This window comes from Niallia yueguangensis (genome assembly GCF_052663115.1).
In genome coordinates this window covers 98,405-116,157 of record NZ_JBQTCX010000006.1, presented here as the reverse complement: position 1 = coordinate 116,157, position 17,753 = coordinate 98,405, and the positions used below count along the sequence as shown (strand labels likewise).

Annotated in this window: 17 protein-coding genes; 10 read left to right on the top strand and 7 right to left on the bottom strand. The window is 35.7% G+C overall.

Features of this window, described 5'->3' with window-relative positions; all coding sequences use genetic code 11:
- The first annotated feature begins 6 nt into the window (after window positions 1-6).
- Window positions 7-852 carry an octanoyl-[GcvH]:protein N-octanoyltransferase gene (lipL, locus tag ACTYA4_RS07735; RefSeq protein ID WP_443480900.1) on the top strand — a complete coding sequence of 282 codons (846 nt, stop codon included), beginning with the start codon at window positions 7-9 and terminating at the stop codon, window positions 850-852.
- Window positions 853-1,206: 354 nt separating this feature from the next.
- On the opposite strand, the gene ACTYA4_RS07730 is transcribed toward lipL, so the two are convergent.
- Window positions 1,207-1,977, bottom strand: coding sequence for an RsfA family transcriptional regulator (locus ACTYA4_RS07730; protein ID WP_443480901.1), 771 nt, complete (start codon window positions 1,975-1,977; stop codon window positions 1,207-1,209).
- A 363-nt stretch (window positions 1,978-2,340) separates the two neighbouring features.
- Window positions 2,341-3,696: an MFS transporter gene (locus tag ACTYA4_RS07725; RefSeq protein WP_443480902.1), complete on the bottom strand. Its 1,356-nt coding sequence runs from the start codon at window positions 3,694-3,696 to the stop codon at window positions 2,341-2,343.
- A 310-nt stretch (window positions 3,697-4,006) separates the two neighbouring features.
- Here ACTYA4_RS07725 and ACTYA4_RS07720 point away from each other — a divergent pair, with 310 nt between their 5' ends.
- From ACTYA4_RS07720 to ACTYA4_RS07710, 3 genes are all read left to right on the top strand, one after another.
- Window positions 4,007-4,231 carry a YuzB family protein gene (locus ACTYA4_RS07720; protein WP_443480903.1) on the top strand — a complete coding sequence of 75 codons (225 nt, stop codon included), beginning with the start codon at window positions 4,007-4,009 and terminating at the stop codon, window positions 4,229-4,231.
- Window positions 4,232-4,503: 272 nt separating this feature from the next.
- Entirely contained in the window at window positions 4,504-5,805 is a 1,302-nt protein-coding gene (locus tag ACTYA4_RS07715; RefSeq protein WP_443480904.1) for an HD domain-containing protein, read from the top strand.
- Window positions 5,806-5,867: 62 nt separating this feature from the next.
- Window positions 5,868-6,374 carry a YwgA family protein gene (locus tag ACTYA4_RS07710; RefSeq protein WP_443480905.1) on the top strand — a complete coding sequence of 169 codons (507 nt, stop codon included), beginning with the start codon at window positions 5,868-5,870 and terminating at the stop codon, window positions 6,372-6,374.
- Window positions 6,375-6,827: 453 nt separating this feature from the next.
- Here ACTYA4_RS07710 and thmT read toward each other — a convergent pair whose 3' ends face one another.
- Complete coding sequence (gene thmT / locus ACTYA4_RS07705; protein ID WP_443480906.1) at window positions 6,828-7,013, bottom strand: 2-hydroxymuconate tautomerase; 186 nt, start codon at window positions 7,011-7,013, stop codon at window positions 6,828-6,830.
- Between the two features lie 246 nt (window positions 7,014-7,259).
- On the opposite strand from thmT, the gene ACTYA4_RS07700 reads away from it, so the two are divergent.
- From ACTYA4_RS07700 to ACTYA4_RS07690, 3 genes are all read left to right on the top strand, one after another.
- Window positions 7,260-7,901: a site-2 protease family protein gene (locus ACTYA4_RS07700; RefSeq protein WP_443480907.1), complete on the top strand. Its 642-nt coding sequence runs from the start codon at window positions 7,260-7,262 to the stop codon at window positions 7,899-7,901.
- Window positions 7,902-7,920: 19 nt separating this feature from the next.
- Window positions 7,921-8,430 (top strand): YwhD family protein, encoded by a 510-nt coding sequence (locus tag ACTYA4_RS07695; RefSeq protein ID WP_443480908.1) that lies wholly within the window; start codon window positions 7,921-7,923, stop codon window positions 8,428-8,430.
- 264 nt (window positions 8,431-8,694) lie between these two features.
- Window positions 8,695-8,937 (top strand): hypothetical protein, encoded by a 243-nt coding sequence (locus tag ACTYA4_RS07690; RefSeq protein WP_443480909.1) that lies wholly within the window; start codon window positions 8,695-8,697, stop codon window positions 8,935-8,937.
- On the opposite strand, the gene ACTYA4_RS07685 is transcribed toward ACTYA4_RS07690, so the two are convergent.
- Window positions 8,928-10,994: a transglycosylase domain-containing protein gene (locus ACTYA4_RS07685; protein WP_443480910.1), complete on the bottom strand. Its 2,067-nt coding sequence runs from the start codon at window positions 10,992-10,994 to the stop codon at window positions 8,928-8,930. The genes ACTYA4_RS07690 and ACTYA4_RS07685 overlap by 10 nt on opposite strands.
- A gap of 240 nt (window positions 10,995-11,234) precedes the next feature.
- Between ACTYA4_RS07685 and speE the strand changes: the two genes are divergently transcribed.
- Complete coding sequence (speE, locus tag ACTYA4_RS07680) at window positions 11,235-12,059, top strand: spermidine synthase (RefSeq protein ID WP_443480911.1); 825 nt, start codon at window positions 11,235-11,237, stop codon at window positions 12,057-12,059.
- Between the two features lie 222 nt (window positions 12,060-12,281).
- On the opposite strand, the gene ACTYA4_RS07675 is transcribed toward speE, so the two are convergent.
- A complete protein-coding gene (locus tag ACTYA4_RS07675) occupies window positions 12,282-13,415 on the bottom strand; it encodes a sigma-70 family RNA polymerase sigma factor (RefSeq protein ID WP_443480912.1) in 1,134 nt (377 codons plus the stop codon).
- Window positions 13,416-13,662: 247 nt separating this feature from the next.
- On the opposite strand from ACTYA4_RS07675, the gene ACTYA4_RS07670 reads away from it, so the two are divergent.
- Window positions 13,663-14,106, top strand: coding sequence for a YwiB family protein (locus ACTYA4_RS07670; protein WP_445505588.1), 444 nt, complete (start codon window positions 13,663-13,665; stop codon window positions 14,104-14,106).
- Window positions 14,107-14,108: 2 nt separating this feature from the next.
- The gene (gene argS, locus ACTYA4_RS07665) at window positions 14,109-15,779 is read left to right on the top strand and encodes an arginine--tRNA ligase (protein WP_443480914.1); all 1,671 of its coding nucleotides are present in this window, start codon (window positions 14,109-14,111) and stop codon (window positions 15,777-15,779) included.
- A gap of 45 nt (window positions 15,780-15,824) precedes the next feature.
- On the opposite strand, the gene ACTYA4_RS07660 is transcribed toward argS, so the two are convergent.
- Together ACTYA4_RS07660 and ACTYA4_RS07655 are read right to left on the bottom strand one after the other, a co-directional pair.
- Complete coding sequence (locus ACTYA4_RS07660; protein ID WP_443480915.1) at window positions 15,825-16,982, bottom strand: ABC transporter permease; 1,158 nt, start codon at window positions 16,980-16,982, stop codon at window positions 15,825-15,827.
- On the bottom strand, window positions 16,972-17,724 hold the full coding sequence (locus ACTYA4_RS07655) for an ATP-binding cassette domain-containing protein (protein WP_443480916.1): 753 nt from the start codon (window positions 17,722-17,724) through the stop codon (window positions 16,972-16,974). The genes ACTYA4_RS07660 and ACTYA4_RS07655 overlap by 11 nt, the downstream gene beginning before the upstream one ends.
- Between the last annotated feature and the right edge of the window lie 29 nt (window positions 17,725-17,753).

The following is a 17,753-nucleotide window of genomic DNA, read 5'->3' as shown; positions in this document are numbered from 1 at the left end:
TTAAGGATGAAAGAGAATCATAATTTGTTGCATCAAGAAAAATGGAGAATTATTGATCAGTCCAGCACAGGGCTGCATGTATCAGCACTGCATTCGTTTGGAATGGACGATACATTATGTGCTTCTGTAGGCAGCGGCAGTTCTCCTGCAACGGTGCGGACATGGGTCCACGACCGTACCGTTGCACTAGGTATTCAAGATACAAAGCTGCCTCATATGCAAAAGGCGCTGGCATTTTTAGAAGATCAAGGATACCGTTATATTGTACGTAATTCAGGTGGACTGGCGGTTGTATTAGATCAAGATGTATTAAATATTTCCATCATCTTGCCGGAGCAGGAGAAAGGAATAGATATAAATAGTGGATATGATGTGATGTGGGAACTAATTAAGCGGATGTTTGCTAATTTTCAGCGAGATATTGAAGCAAAAGAAATTAAAGGGTCTTATTGCCCAGGCAGCTATGATCTTAGTATAGACGGCAAAAAATTTGCCGGCATATCACAAAGGCGAATTCGTAATGCTGTAGCAGTGCAAATTTATCTTTGTGTGAACGGCAGCGGGAAAAAACGAGGCGAATTAATTCAGCAGTTTTATTCATTAGGTGTTGCAAATGAACAAACAAGACTTGCTTTTCCAGTGATTAAGCCAGATGTTATGGCATCTTTATCTGAACTTCTCGGAGTAGAATTAACCGTGGATCAAGTAATGACAAGATTATTATGGACGTTAAAGGAACATGCGGGCCTATTATATGCCGATCAACTGCAAGGGGAAGAAATCTCTTTATTTGATGCGTACTATCAGCGCGTAACAGAAAGAAACGACAAGATTTTACAAGCGTTTGTATAATCAAAAGGCTGTTTTCTCAAAGTTTGTTGTTTTTCACGTGAAAAAATGGGAGAAGAAGTACTCAGCAGACTGAATACACATAGACTCCTGTGGGAATGCGAGAAAGACGAGACCCCACAGGAGCGTTTGCGACGAGGAGGCTCGACGCTCGCTAAACGGACGAAGTGTATTCGGGCTGCGAGTTTAAAAGCAACAATATATACGAAAACAGCCAATCAAAAAGAGGATTTTTCCTAATTATGCTTACCATTGCTATAAACAGCATGGTAAAGTAGTTTTAGGAAAATCCTCTTTATTTAATCGAGAATGGCTGCCAGTGTCCTCTTCCTCTTTTTTTATCTCTTTGTTATTAACTTATTCTGCTACTTTTTCTAAATTCCCGTTTTTATCCATTTTAAATTTAGTGGCAGGTCGGTCCTCTTCATCTAATAAAACAAGTTTTCTTGCCCTATTCATTATTTTCATTAATGTTTCGTAGTCTTCTTGAATCGTTTCTGAATTGTTCTCCAGGTTATTCAAAGTGTTCTCTAATTCCTTATTTTTACTTCTTAATGTACCTATTTCTCTTTTTAATCTTTCATTCTCGCTTTTTAAAATATCCACTTGCATTTGTAAGTTTCTAAAATTTTGCAAATAAGAAATAACAGTATCAAAGTCTAGGTTATTCGTATTGTAAGTAGGATTGGATCTTACATTAGCCTGCTGATAATTCTCATTTTGTTCGAAATTACTTGGTTGGTAGCTTGCTATAACTTCCTCTTGTGGAGGTAAAACATCTGCTTCCAATAAGCCCATTTCTACATTGGTAGATACAGATAATGCCTCGAAGTCATCTGCTGTTGGGGCAGGTGGCGAGTAAAGTAGTTTCTTCTTTCCACTCTGATCCTTCCCTAACATTCTTTGCCGTTGTTTTCGTTGCTTTTTAGCCAATTGCAGCGCTTTTTCATACTGGTGTCGTACAACAGCGTTCCATCTAAATCCACAAGCTGCAGAAGTTCGATTCAACTTATCTCCAACTTCTTCAAAGGCATTTAATTGTGTGCTGCCTTCGCGCACATGACGCAATACTGTTTCCGCTAATAATAAATCATTTTCCTCTGACCAAGCATCTTGGCGTAATTTCATTATACTCAACTCCCAAAATTTTACGATAAATAAATAGTGATAGTTACATCATTTCCAACTATTTTTTTATTTATACAAGGAATTGTAAGGATAGTAGATTTTTTTATAGTAAAGGCTCAGCTAAACTATAATGTTGTTTATGGAAAGGGAGTAGATTCCCTGACCATTTGAAAATCAATAATGGAATTTAACAGAGCCTTAGTAAAAAATAATCATGAGTTTCCTATTTATATGGATAAGAAGAAGAGTACTTGTAGACCACAGGCTCGAAGGATGCAAATCAATCGACGAAAAGTAATTACGTTGCGTACTTAGTCGACTTTCCTTTTTCTGCGTATTTAGCCGGTCAGGAGCCATCTTGGTTTATGCTTGTCGCTGATAGACAGGCGGCTTACCCTTTTCCTTCGATTGTTCATTCTGAATAAAAAAGGCTGAAAGAAAGGCAAATATACTAGTGACAAATCCAAACATAAATAGATGGTGAATGCCAGCCATATTACTTGTTCCACTTGTTAGAAGGGCTCCCATAATAGTAACTCCTACAGCAGTACCTATATTTCTGCAGAACATAAAAAAAGAAGTGGATATGCCTTTTTCATGGTTGCCTACTAACTGTTGTGAGCCAATTACGCCAACGGTGCTGATTAGCCCGAAAGCTAATCCTTGAATAAGCATAATAGCGAAAGTATACACAAAACCGTGTGTCTCATTTAATAAAGCTAATAAAATCCCGGAAATAACTAATAATGTATTCCCAATTATTAATAGAATACGATAGCCGTATTTTACTATCCATTTTCCGGCAGGGACAGATACAAGCATCCATCCGACTGCAACGCCTAGTAAAGCAGTCCCGCTTATAAAGGTGGATAATCCTGCGATATCTTGTAGGAAAAGGGGAATAAAACTAGCAGTTCCAAATAAAGCTAGTGTCCCGATAAAAGAATTTATATAAATCCATGTAATCGTCTTATTTTTAAAAATGGTAAATGGCACAATAGGAGAAATTTGTTTTTTTTCAAAAAAATAAAAAAGAGTTAATAATGCAATTCCAAGCATAGAGAAGAGAATAGTATTTTTTTCAACGATTGTAATAAGAAGCAGGAAGGTGATTCCAGCAGCAAATAAAATGGCCCCTATATAATCGATGTTTGCTTTTTTCGGCTGATAATGTTCTTTATAAGGCAAGAGGGTAAGAACAGCTAATAAACAAACAGGCAGATTAATAAAAAATATCCATCTCCATGAAAGAAGTTCAACAAATAAAGAACCAAGCAATGGTGCAATAATAGCAGATAATCCCCACATTGCAGTAAATAGCGCCTGGATTTTTCCGCGTTTTTCCATAGGGAAAAGATCACCTGCAATAATAGCTGGAAATGGCATCATAAATCCTGCTCCCAATCCTTGAATGCCTCGGAAGGTAATCAGCTGTACCATATCTGCTGAGAGTCCACATAATAAACTGCCCAATAAAAATAAAATAATTCCAAAACCAAAAATCTTTTTCCGCCCAAATAAATCCGAAAGTCTTCCTGCAATAGGAGAAAGAATGGTACTCATAATCATATAGGTTGCAAAAGACCATGCATATAAGTCCAATCTGCCTAATTCCTCTGCGATAATAGGCATGGTAGTGTTCATAATAGTCGAATCAATGGATGCAACAAGCATGGCGAGTACAATGCTGGTCATTACGAATAATCTACTATTTTTCATTTAAACGCTCCTCCTTAAATTCAGAAGAAATTATACAATAATAATAATCAGAAAGATAGGCAGAAAGCTTAAAGAACGTTGAAATGTTGTCGAAACGCTGCATAATATGTTTTTTTATCTTAAATAATAGAGGCAAACAAGCAGTTATTACAGTATTTCTACTAATTTTGAAAAAAGTTTGCATCTTGCATTGAAAAGAAAGAAGGGGTAAAATACCTTATAATGCGTGTTCAAAAAGGGGATAAATAAGAAGCTTTTTTGAACAACCTCTAAGATTAATGATATGTTTTTTATAGAAAGGGATGTCCCGATGGCAAACGAATTCCGTGTTTGCGACGATTGTCAGGCGGTTAATTTAAAAACATTAATACCTCGCCTAAAGCAAATTGACCCAGATGCCAAGATTGAGGTAGGGTGTCAATCTTATTGTGGTCCAGGTCGAAAAAAAACATTTGCTTTTGTAAATAATCGTCCACTTGCAGCGTTATCTGAAGATGAACTAATGGATAAAATAAATAACAAGCTAAAGAAGTAACCTGCTCTCTTAAAAATGAGAATAGAGCTGCAAACTTGTTATGTGCATAAATAGATCTCATAAAATAGAGGATGTTTCCGCAGGAAGTGTTAGCATTCATAAGAAGATTCTTATGATGGTTCACTTTTCAATTGGAACCACCTCTTTTTATATTTACTAGTATGTTGAACAACGAAAAACTTCCTATTGCTTTTCTTACAGTTCCTTGTTTAGACAGATAAAGTAAGGGGAAAATGTAAGAGAAGTAAGTTGATAGAGAGAAGGTACAAAATATGCCCTATTCTATGGAAAAGTTAACTGAAGAAAAGGTATTTAAAGATCCGGTGCATCGTTATATTCATGTACGAGATCGGGTTGTTTGGGATTTAATTGGAACAAAAGAATTCCAGCGATTGCGAAGAATTAAGCAGCTTGGTACAACCTATCTGACATTTCATGGAGCAGAGCATAGCAGATTTAATCATTCTCTTGGTGTGTATGAAATTGTCAGGCGTATTGTAGATGATGTTTTTAAAGATAGAAAAGAGTGGAATAACAATCAAAGATTACTTTCCTTATGCGCTGCCTTGCTGCATGATTTAGGCCATGGACCTTTTTCCCACTCATTTGAAAAAGTATTTGATTTAGATCATGAACAGTTTACCCAGGAGATTATTTTAGGAAATACAGAGGTAAATCAAGTCCTAACGAGAGTAGAAAAGGATTTTCCTAAAAAGGTTGCAGAAGTAATTGGCAAAACATCAAAAGAAAAGCTGGTAGTAAGTTTAATTTCCAGTCAGATTGATGCTGACCGGATGGATTATTTATTGCGGGATGCTTATTTTACTGGAGTCAGCTACGGGAACTTTGATATGGAACGAATTCTGCGCGTCATGCGACCAAGAGAAGATCAGGCGGTTATTAAACAAAGTGGGATGCATGCAGTGGAAGATTATATTATGAGCAGGTATCAAATGTACTGGCAAGTATATTTCCATCCCGTAACAAGAAGTGCTGAAGTAATTCTAACGAAGATATTACATAGAGCAAAACACTTACATTCGCAGCTCTACTCCTTCAAACATCATCCTACTCATTTTTATTCACTTTTTGAAGAAAAAACAACATTAGAAGACTACTTAAAATTGGATGAAGCGATTATTCTTTATTATTTTCAAATGTGGCAAGAAGAAGATGACGCAGTACTAAGTGATTTATGCCGCAGATTTATGAATAGAAACTTATTTAAGTATGTAGAGTTTGACCCAGCAAAAGAATTTAAAAAGCTCGCAGAACTATCTGTCCTTTTTCGAAAAGCTGGAATAGATCCAGATTATTATCTTGTTGTCGATTCTTCGTCTGACCTGCCATATGACTTTTATCGGCCGGGTGAAGAAGAAGAACGATTGCCAATTCAATTATTGATGAAAAACAATGATATAAGAGAACTTTCCAGAGAATCAGAAATAGTAGATAGCATTTCTGGAAAAAGAAGAACCGATCACAAGCTATATTTTCCTAAAGATATCTTAAAAAAGGACAACACGAAGGGGAAAATAAAAAAACAAATTTGTCAATTATTGGATATAACTTAAAAGCAGTCGTTCAATAAATCAGTGGTGTTTTTGGGAATAAATGGAGTGGGAGATGACTAGTTTTGTTAAAAGATCATGCAAAAATAATAAAAGCTATTGCTGCTTCAGGTGAGATTATCGGAAGAAAAAAATTACAAAAGATGATTTATATAGCCAAGAAGCTGGATTTTCCGTTCCAAGAAAAATATCAATTTCATTTTTTTGGTCCCTACTCAGAAGAGTTAACATTAAGAGTGGAAGAACTATGTAATATGGGATTTTTAAATGAAATAAAAGAAAAAAAGGGCGGATATTTTCAATATCGTTATTCTTTAACAAATAATGGGGAAGAATTTTTGGAACTGAATGAAGTGGACATGCCATTGCTGGCATCCTGTCTTACAGATATGAATGAACAAAATTCCAGATTTCTTGAGCTTGTTTCTACGGTGCTCTTTTTTGATAATTTAGCAAAAGAAGAAGTACAAGAAAAAGTGTTTACATTAAAGAGTAAACAAAAATATACAGTGGAAGAAATAGAGAATGCCTATTTATATATTGAAAGCCTTAGAGAAAAAGTAAAGCAATAAGTAAAAGCCAGCCGTTTGCAGAGGCTGGCTTTTAGTATAATGTTTTAGATTTAGTCTTAAGCTATTTTGGCACAATGATAAGGATGGTAGGTTTATAGTACAAAAAAACCCCCTCTATCCGTAAATGAGGTCACTGAAAAAGTGGATGCTATGAAATAAAGATAGTGAAAATCCAAGCATTCAGAGGTTTTCGTTCGGTTTTCCGAGGCTTACCACACGCTTTCCGCGGGGCGAGCGCCGAGCCTCCTCGTCGCTTTGCTCCTGTGGGGTCTCGCCTGTCTCGCTAATCCCGCAGGAGTCGTGCGGACGCCTCTCCTAACCAACATGATGATCGTTTTCAAACTCTCTATACCATTTTTATCCTACTCTATAATTTATATAATAAAACACTTCTTCGGTGGCCTTGCCGTAAACCACGAATAAAGTAGGCGTTTTACTAATCATTTTTTGAGCTTATTCATCACTTGCACGTTTGCCGGCGATGCCGTAATTATTTTTTGACATTTCCTCAATAAATACAACAATTTTTTCTTTTGGAGCGCCTGTTGTTTCAGATACTGCATCTGTTACTTTTTCTACAAGATTCTTTTTTTGGTCTTCTGTACGGCCTTCTAGCATTTTTACAGTAATGTATGGCATTGGTTGTCCCTCCTGATAATATTCTCATTTTTGTCTGAAAAATTTACAATTTATTCGTAAGTAGTTTTTCATATTTTCAGAAAAATTGCAAGGTCCATATTCAATCTTTTACAGATAAGTGAAGTCAACGAAGAAAGTGAGAAAGTTTTCCTTTCCAATTTAATATCATGTATAATTTTAATGGAGAGAAACGAGAGGAATTATCTAATTTTGAGTACATAATGTTTTAAGAAAGGAGCTTATCATTTGTTATTTTCACAATCATGGGCAGATTTGCCGTATATTATTATTACTGTCATTATAGGTTTTACACTACATGAATATGCACATGCATATGTAGCTTATAAATTTGGGGATCCAACAGCAGAAAAGCAAGGAAGATTAACCTTAAATCCGATTGCTCATATTGACCCGCTTGGTGCTATTTTTATTATACTTGTTGGCTTTGGATGGGCTCGGCCAGTACCTGTTAACCGTTATTATTTTAAACGTCCTAAACTAGCAGGAGTGCTTGTTTCCTTCGCAGGACCATTCAGTAATTTAGTGTTGGCTTTTATCGGTTTTGTTTTATATTCTATTTTATATAAAACAGGAATAACAGATGGATTGCCGATTGATTTTTATCCTTTTTTAAATATTTTTGTGTATATGAATTTATTGCTTTTTGCATTTAATTTAATTCCTTTGCCTCCATTAGATGGATACCGAATCATTGAGGATTTAGTTTCCTCTCGAACTAGAGCGAAAATGTCCCAATATGAAGTGTATGGCTCAATTTTATTTATTGTATTAGTTGTGACAGGATTATCCCAAATCACTATTTTTCCGTACATAGAAATGGTGCAAAGGGTATTTATTCAGCTGTTTAGAAGTATTATAAATGTATAAGAAAAGGAGTGTTTAATCATTGGAAGAGAAAAAGAAAAAAACGATTGGATTTAATATTATAAAAAATGATCCAACAGACGGGCATGGCGGTTTCGGCGTTGGCAGCTTAAGTCTAGAAAATGTATCTCCTGTTATTATTGATGTGGAGGCAGGGGAAGCGGCTGTAGATGTTGGGGCAATGCATGCAAGAAGCGTTGTGGAAAAAGGGATAAAATTTTTAAAAGACAAGGAAGAAGTTCCTAATGGAAAACCATACTGGTTAATATGGGTAACGATTGACCGTAAACTAGACGGTCCTTATTACGCTGGGGTAACTGCATGTGAAATGACGGTGGATCGTTCCATACGACGAGGCTATAAATCGTTGCCAGAGCATGTCAATAAAATGGATAAATCGATGAAACGCCATATTATGGTTGATCATATGGACGATAAATCGAAAAAAGTGCTGGCTGAGTTTCTACAAAACCATGATCAGACTTTATGGGATAATTCCAGTGTAAAATTAAAAGAAGATTTATTAGGGTGAAAAGAACGCAGACCTTTTTTATGAGCTTACTTTATGAGTAAATAAGTGTAAAGGGTAAAACGGGGTCGAATAAGAAGAAAAATATTTTGAAGCGAATTATAAAAGACAAAATGTGTTGAACAATAAGGAAAATGTCCTTCACCAGGGTTATGAAGGACAAAATGTGGTCGAACAATAAGGAAAATGTCCTTCATCAGGGTTATGAAGGACAAAATGCGTTGAACAATAAGGAAAATGTCCTTCATCAGGATTATGAAGGACAAAATGTGGTCGAACAATAAGGAAAATGTCCTTCATCAGGGTTATGAAGGACAAAATGCGTTGAACAATAAGGGAAATGTCCTTCATCAGGGCTATGAAGGACAAAATGTGTTGAACAATAAGGAAAATGTCGTTCATCATGGTTATGAAGGAAAAAAACGTTCGAACCCCAATAAAGATGTCCTTCATCAGAGCTATGAAGGACATCTTTATTTGAGAATTGCCTGTGAATTAAATTACCAATGAAAAATCCGTTTATACCAAGGCATTTTTTCCTCAATTTTCTTGCCTTTTTTATTAGAATCAGAAGCATCCTCTTTCGGCAAGTCAGAGCAATACTCGGTTGGCACTGTTTCTTTTGTAAAGTACATCAACCTTTTTGTAGGACAGCCACTTGTTGCCAGCTTGCCGCTTTTCGGATCTATATACACGCCGACTGTTCCTTTAGTAGGCTCAAATCCCTTAATCGGTTCCTCTTTTAAGCTTTCTTCCATAAAGTGAACCCATACGTTTTTTGCGTATGTTTTATCGGCAGCCAAAGTAATTGGCTCTCCTTGATCGTATCCAGTCCATACTGCAGATACGAGCTGTGGGGTATAGCCAATCATCCAGCTGTCTGATTCCGTTGAACCAGATTTTCCAGCATAAATTCTGTTCATTTCTTTCATAATGGTCGTTCCAGTAACACTTGAATAGCCGTCTAAGTTTTTATCAAACATACCGGTCATCAATTCGTTCATCACAAAGGTTAAATCTTTATTTAACAATCTTTTTTGTTCTTGTTTATGCTGATACAACACTTTTCCATCAGCTGTTTCGATTTTTGTAATAAATACTGGTTCTACTTTTTTTCCGCCATTGGCAAAGATGCTGTAGGCGTTTGCCATTTCAATTACTTTCACGTTGGAAGTACCTAATGCCAACGAAGGGACTTCCTGCAGCGGAGTAGAAATTCCGAATCTTTTTGCTGTTTCGACTAAAGTGTTTTGTCCTAAAAATAAATGGGTTTTCACAGCATACACATTATCTGATAAGGCAAGTGCCTGAGCTAACGTAATATTTCCTTCTGCATATTTATTATTAAAATTATGGGGAGTATACGGATCCTGTCCGTCCTCAAAACGGAAAGTTGTTTTTTCACTGCTCATCATTGTTGCTGGAGTAAAACCATGTTCTAAAGCAGCATAATACAACAACGGTTTCATCGTCGATCCCGGTTGTCTAGTCGCTTGTACTGCTCTGTTAAACGGACTTTTATCATAATCCCGGCCGCCAACCATTGCTTTTACATACCCCGTTTTAGGATCCATTGAAACAAATCCAATTTGAATATTGCTTTTCGGATTTATGACGGAGTGAATGGTGTTTTCTGCAATTTCCTGCTGTTTCGTATTTAAAGTTGTATAAACGCGCAAGCCTCCAAGGGCAATTGTCCGGTCATCTAAATGAAGCTCATTTTTTAAAATATTTTTTACAGTATCTTGAAAATATGGTGCTGTTTCCACATTTGATATCGGGAACTTGCCGACATAGGTTAATTTTTCCTTTAAGGCCTGCTCCATTTGTGTTTTGTTAATATAATGATTTTTTTTTAGTGATTGTAAAATAATCTTTTGTCTTTGTTTTGCTTTATCCAAAGATATGAGTGGAGAGTATGAGCCAGGACCTTTTGGAATTCCTGCAAGCATCGTTGCTTCTCCTAAGGAAAGGTCCGATGCGTCTTTTCCGAAATAGTATTGACTGGCAGCTTCTGCACCGTAAGCACCGTTTCCATAATAGATCGTATTTAAATATCCTTCCAAAATTTCTTGTTTACTATAAAACATTTCGAGGCGAATCGCATAAAAAGCTTCCGATAACTTTCTTTTCCATGTTTTATCATGCTCTAAAAATAAGTTTCGGGCGTATTGCTGCGTAATCGTACTTGCTCCTTGCACCTTTTCCATCGCCTTTATATCAGCAAGAACTGCGCCTGCCATTCGTTTATAATCAAATCCATGATGAGTAAAAAAGTTTTTATCTTCAATAGAGACGGTTGCATTCACAAGAGAAGGACTAATCTCTTCAATCGGAACCCAATATCGTTTTTGTCCATTATTGCTTTCACCGATGATGCTGCCATCATCGGAATAATAAAAAGTAGATTGGGAAACAGCAAGAGGTGGCGGCCCTAATATCTTCGCATAAATAAGAATGCCAATAACGACTATGCTGACAGTAATCATCGATAATAATCCTAAAAAAACAAATAGTCGAAAATATTTAGATGAGTTTTTAAGCCGGTTTTTTGCCATGATCTCCATTTATATAACACCTCCCAAATGATAATGAATTCCATGAGCTTTTCAAGCTGATGAAAGTTTACTACAGCAAATAATAATAGATAGCTATAGTATGTAGTTATGATGTGGGTTTTAAACATTTTTATACCTCTATAGTTAAATTTTTCATGTAAATACTCTAAGGCTTGTTTCAGGTTTAATAAGTATTTGTTTGGGGAGTATGAGGAATGATAGAAAGAAAAAAAGAATGGGGGATATATAATGGGAATATGGTTTACAGAAAAACAAACAGATCATTTTGGCATTACGATGAAAATTAACCGAACTTTACATACAGAGCAAACAGAATACCAAAAGCTGGATATGGTAGAAACAGAAGAGTGGGGAAATATGTTATTGCTAGATGGAATGGTCATGACGTCTGTTAAAGATGAGTTTGTTTATCATGAAATGGTGGCACATATACCTTTGTTTACACACCCTAATCCTGAAAATGTGTTAGTAGTAGGCGGTGGTGATGGTGGTGTAATTAGGGAGGTATTAAAACATCCAAGCGTAAAAAAAGCAACATTGGTTGATATAGACGGAAAGGTAATCGAATACAGCAAACAATATCTTCCGGAAATTGCAGGGATGTTAGAGGATAAAAGAGTGGAAGTAAAAGTAGGTGATGGTTTTATGCACATCGCTGAAAGTGAAAATGAATATGATGTTATTATGGTAGATTCAACTGAACCTGTAGGACCAGCAGTAAACTTATTTACAAGAGGTTTTTATGCTGGAATTTCTAAAGCGTTAAAAGAGGAAGGGACTTTTGTAGCGCAATCAGATAATCCATGGTTTAAAGCGGATTTAATTCGCTCCGTTCAAAAAGATGTAAAAGAAATTTTTCCAATTACTAGATTATACTTGGCGAACATTCCTACTTATCCAAGTGGTATATGGGCGTTCACAATCGGATCAAAAAAATTTGATCCATTAGAAGTGCCAGATAGCCGTTTCCATGATATCGAAACGAGATATTATACAAAGGAAATACATAAAGCAGCATTTGTATTGCCGAAGTTTGTGAAAGATCTAATGTAAGTGAGTTTCAAAAAGGAGATAAAAAGAGCCGAATAAGTCGAAGCGTAGAAGTCACTTCAAGCAATGAACACAGCAAATAAAACAAGTGAAAAAACTCGTTGAAAGAAACGAGTTTTTTCTACTAAATTCTCAGGTTGATTCACGACATGCTCTATTAAGGCATGAAGACTTGCGAGGAGTAGAGTGTTTGTCGACATCCTGAAATTATACGCTTTTGCTTGGTTATTTCTCAACCATTGAAAACAATATCTTTTCCATTTCTTCTTTAGATAAAGTATCCGCAATCATTACAATTTTATATTTTTTATCTGGTACAGTTATTCTCATCCCTGTGATATTGCTGCTTGAATAGTAACAATAATCCATTGTATATCCATTTCTTTCATATGACTCTGTATGCTCAAAGTGCCATTCTTCTATTGTGTCTTTTACTTGGTCGTCTATTTTCTGCTGTTCTGTAATGAATCCGCCGAATTTCTCGCTTCTATATTGTAATGTGACAGTCGGATCATGCCCTATGTTATTTTCCGAAGTTTGTGCTTTTTCCCACTCTAATTTATATCCTTCCGGGATATAGGTTGGTCGGTTTATAGGGTAACTGGACATTTTTTGTGCTTCTTCAAATGTATGTTGCGTTAGTTGCGCTATTCTTTTTTCGTATTTTTCTATTTTCTGTAGAATAGTATCGTTCTTCTTTTTCTCTTCAGAAGTTAAGGAATGTCTATTTTCGTCTTGCATTTTTTTGATTATTTTTAAACCCTCTTTTTCTAGTTGAATATACTCAGAAAACTCTTCTTTCGTCAAAACCTTTTTTGCTAATTCCAAATGAGTTTCTAAATAGGGAACAAAATGATCCCCACCATCTGGTAATTCTTCTTTTGAGCCAAAAATTTTATTTATTAATGTATCTGCCGCTTCTGCGAAATAATAATTTCCTAAAGTTAATGGTAAAATTATTATCAAAATAGAAGCAGCAGTGCCGATAATCCATTTTGGGAAATGTTTCTTTTTCTCTTTTGTTAAATGCAGAGAGAGATCTTTATCATTTGAACTTATGAACTCTGTATTTTCTGTTTTCATAGGAACAACTTTCTGCTCTTTTCTCAAAAAACTAATTGCAGAGTTAATGGCTATCTTAATTAGCCACGTTTTAAAATATTCTGGTTTTTTCAAGGATTTTAATTTACTGAATGATTTATAAGCGGTCTCTTGAACAATATCAAGGGCATCATTTTTATTTCTTACATACACATACGCAATTCGATATAAATCTTCTTCATATTGTTGGAAAAGAGTTATGTATGCTTTCTCATCACCCTTTTGTGCTTTTTTTACTAAGTTGTAAATGGTAATCACCTCTTTTTTTGATTTCTAATTATTAGACAGTCTTGTTGACTATTTGGCTTTAATTAGCTAAAAATTTATTTTTCGATTAGCGGGATATGAATAAGGAAGAAAAGGATTGTTTTTTCTGCAAAATGTACTATATAGCATTTAATAAAAGTATAACTTTTCCTAGATTATCCTCACCATCTTGCACTTCCCCTTTAAAAAATTTATACTTATAAAGTTATACACAGTAAACGAAAAGGAAGTGTTGCCGTTGTCAGCTTTATCAGCGGAACAAGTGCCTGTTAAAATACATGTAACAACCCATATATACAACGGGAAGAATAAAGAGAGCATTGAGTGGATTGGGTTTGGACAATATTTAGAAAAAGATAATAGTAAATATATAAAGTATGAAGAAATTATAGAAGAAGGCTCCATCAAAACCATTATTAAGATAGCAGAAAAGGAAGGATTGATCCTTCGCAGCGGGGCCGTAAAAATGAGGCTTTCCTTCATGCTGAATAAGCTGCGAAATGGCAGTTATGAAAGTCCATACGGGGTTTTTCAGCTAGTTACTGATACAAAAAGAATGACGCTGGAAAAATCGCCGAATCATACGTCAGGCACCTTTGATTTATTATATGACCTAAAAATGCAAGGCAATCAAAATGGAACGTATCATATGACGATAATTTTCAAGGAGGAGAAAAAATAAGCATGAATATAGTTGACCAAATAAAAGAAAATTTAAAGCAAGAGATTAAAGTAAGTGTTATAAAAGCAGGATTAGCAGCAGAAGAGCAAATTCCTGAAGTCGTTTTAGAACTTCCAAAAGATAAAGCACATGGAGATTATTCAACCAATATGGCGATGCAATTAGCGAGAGTGGCAAAAAAAGCGCCGCGTATGATTGCAGAAGCTATCATTGGAAATTTCGATACAAGCAAAGCGTCTATTGAAAAGTTAGAAATTGCCGGACCTGGATTTATCAACTTTTATATGAACAACAGCTATTTAACCGATTTAATTCCGACTATTTTAAAAGCAGATGAAGCATATGGTCAAACAAATGTTGGAAACAAAGAAAAGGTACAAGTAGAGTTTGTTTCTGCAAACCCAACAGGAGACCTGCATTTAGGACATGCTCGCGGCGCTGCCGTTGGTGATTCATTATGTAATATTTTAGATAAAGCGGGCTATGATGTATCAAGAGAATATTATATTAATGATGCTGGAAACCAAATTAATAACTTAGCATTATCGGTAGAAGCACGTTATTTCCAAGCGTTAGGTGTGGAAAAAGAAATGCCGGCAGATGGCTACCATGGAGAAGATATTGTTGGCATCGGCAAAAAGCTAGCGGAAGAATTCGGTGAAAAGTATGTAAATGTTTCTGAGCAAGAACGTTTTGACTTTTTCCGTGAATATGGTCTGAAATACGAGATGGCAAAACTAAAACAAGATTTAGAAGACTTCCGTGTGCCGTTTGATGTTTGGTATTCAGAAACATCCTTATACCATAATGGCAAAATTGATGTTGCCCTTAATACGTTAAAAGAAAATGGCTACATTTATGAGCAGGATGGTGCGACATGGCTGCGCTCAACCGATTTTGCTGATGATAAAGACCGTGTTTTAATTAAAAATGACGGATCATACACTTATTTAACTCCTGATATCGCTTACCATAAAGATAAGCTGGAAAGAGGATTTGAAAAGCTTATTAATATTTGGGGAGCAGATCATCACGGGTATATCCCGCGTATGAAGGCTGCAATTCAAGCGCTTGGCTATGATAAAGACGCGTTGGAAGTAGAAATTATTCAGCTTGTTCATCTATATAAAAATGGTGAAAAAATGAAGATGAGTAAACGTACAGGGAAAGCGGTAACGATGAGAGACTTAGTAGAGGAAGTTGGTCTTGATGCAACACGCTACTTCTTTGCGATGAGAAGTGCGGATACGCATTTAGATTTTGACTTAGATTTAGCAGTATCTCAATCAAATGAAAACCCTGTTTACTATGCACAATATGCTCATGCCCGCATTTCCAGTATTTTAAGACAAGGAAAAGAGCAAGGCATCGAGTTGACAGACAACTTAGATGTGGCACAAATTGCAGCCGAAAAAGAATTTGATTTGCTGAAAAAATTAGGCGAATTCCCACAAGCGGTTGGAGAAGCAGCATTAAAAAGAATGCCGCATAGAATTACTAACTATATTTATGATCTAGCATCCACATTCCACAGCTTCTACAATGCGGAAAAAGTGTTGGATGCAGATAACTTAGAAAGAACAAAAGCAAGATTAGCACTTATTAAAGCAACACAAATTACATTAAAAAATGCATTGCGCTTAATTGGCGTATCTGCACCAGAGAAAATGTAAGAAGCATCAATAAAAGGATTGGCGACCTGCGCCAATCCTTTTTATTTAGTTCATTACCCATTTATCTTTCAAAAATAGCAGCCTGCCCAGTAAAAAGACAATTACCATTACAATAATATTGCTTCCAAAAGTAATGAAAATATGTTCATAATTTAAAATGCCAAATATTAATTCTTTTAGTAGGCTGAATAAATTCATAATAGGTATGGCAAAATGTTTGACCTTCAGTTCGTTTATGCCAAGATTGGATGTAAACATCAACGGAAAGACAGTGAGCATCATAATAGGTGTACTGTAGCTCTGTGCTTCTTTGATTGTTTTGCCGATAATGCTTGTCAGCATGTGAAGAGAAGCGACAAACATTGAATAAATAATCGTAATCAACAAGGAGAATCCAATAGTTGCCAAATAATTATTATCAAAATGAATAGCTTTTTTTAAGTTTTCCGTTAAAAAAGTAATTTCCAGCACAACAACTATTAGTGTAACAACCCCGGTAATTGTACCGATTGTTGTAATGGTTAACCATTTGGCGAATACTAAAATGGAGCGATTAATTGGCGTCATTAATAATGCTTCCATCGTTTTTTTCTCTTTTTCGCCTGCGAACAAATCAGCAGCAGAAGGACCTGAACCTACACCGATGCTAATCGCTAATATTAATGGGATAAGCATGGCAATTACATTGATCGTTGGATCTTCAGCAGAAATTTCTTTTTGCGTTATTTGGAAAGGCTGAATGATATTTGTTGCAACACCTTCTTTTTCCAAACGCTCAAACACAATCGATTTTTCATATTGAGATAATGCGTTCGTGACAAGTGATATAAGAGTTGAAGAACTCTGGCTAAAAGTATCTCCGATAATGGTTATATTTGTTTCTGTTCCATTTTGAATATTAGCAGAGAAATGTCGATCGAAAATAAGAGCCGCCTGAGCTTCGCCTTTTTGCAATGTTTTTTCCGGATTAGCAACATGTTTTAATTGAAGATTCTCACTTGTTTTTAATACATTTTCAACTCCTTTATCTAGTGATGAATCAACAGCTAGTGTAAAAGTTTCGCCTTCACCGTTGGATACTAGCTTTTCATAAAAAAGCGTTAAGCCAGTCATCATAATAATTGGCAAGAATACGGTTAATAATAGTGTTCTTCGATCTCGAAAACAATCTTTTATTTCTTTTATATATATTTTAAGAAACATAGCTTTGACCTCCTCTTACAAGCTTGCTCATAAAAATATAGTTTAAATCCCTGCTGCCTTCTGAAGTATATAATTGCTCTAAACTGCCATGATGAACGAGCTCTCCTTTATGCATCATCGCAACAGAATCGCATAACATGCTTACTTCTTCCATTATGTGGCTGGAAAAAATAATCGTTTTTCCTTCTCGTTTTAATTGATGGACAAGCTGGCGGAAAACGTTGGAAGAAGTAATATCCAATCCTGTCGTCGGCTCATCAAATAAAATAATTTCTGGGTTGTGAATTAGAGTTCTGGCAATAGCAACCTTTTGCCGCATCCCTTTGGAAAAACCGCCAACTTTTCGATTTAAATAATCCTTCATCCCAAACATTTTTGCCAATTCATCAATACGCACTTTTGTTTCATGCTTGCTTAAGCCATACAAGGCAGCAAAGTATACTAAGTTTTCTTTAGCTGTTAATCGGTCATATAACCCGGTTTCTCCACCAAAAAGTACACCAATGCGTTTTTTTACTTCTTCTGGTCTAGTGTTTGTAGCATAACCGGCAACGATGACTTTTCCTTCAGTTGGCTGTAGTAGGGTGGCAATAGTGCGAAGAAGAGTAGTTTTCCCTGCACCGTTTTCCCCTAATAAACCAACTGTTTGCCCTTTTTCAACGGTTAAGGATACATGCTTTAAGGCAGTGACAGATGTTTTTTTATCACGAAATTTTTTGGTAACCTCTTGAATATCAATCAAACTCGTTCACCTCTAATTGTGTTATTGCT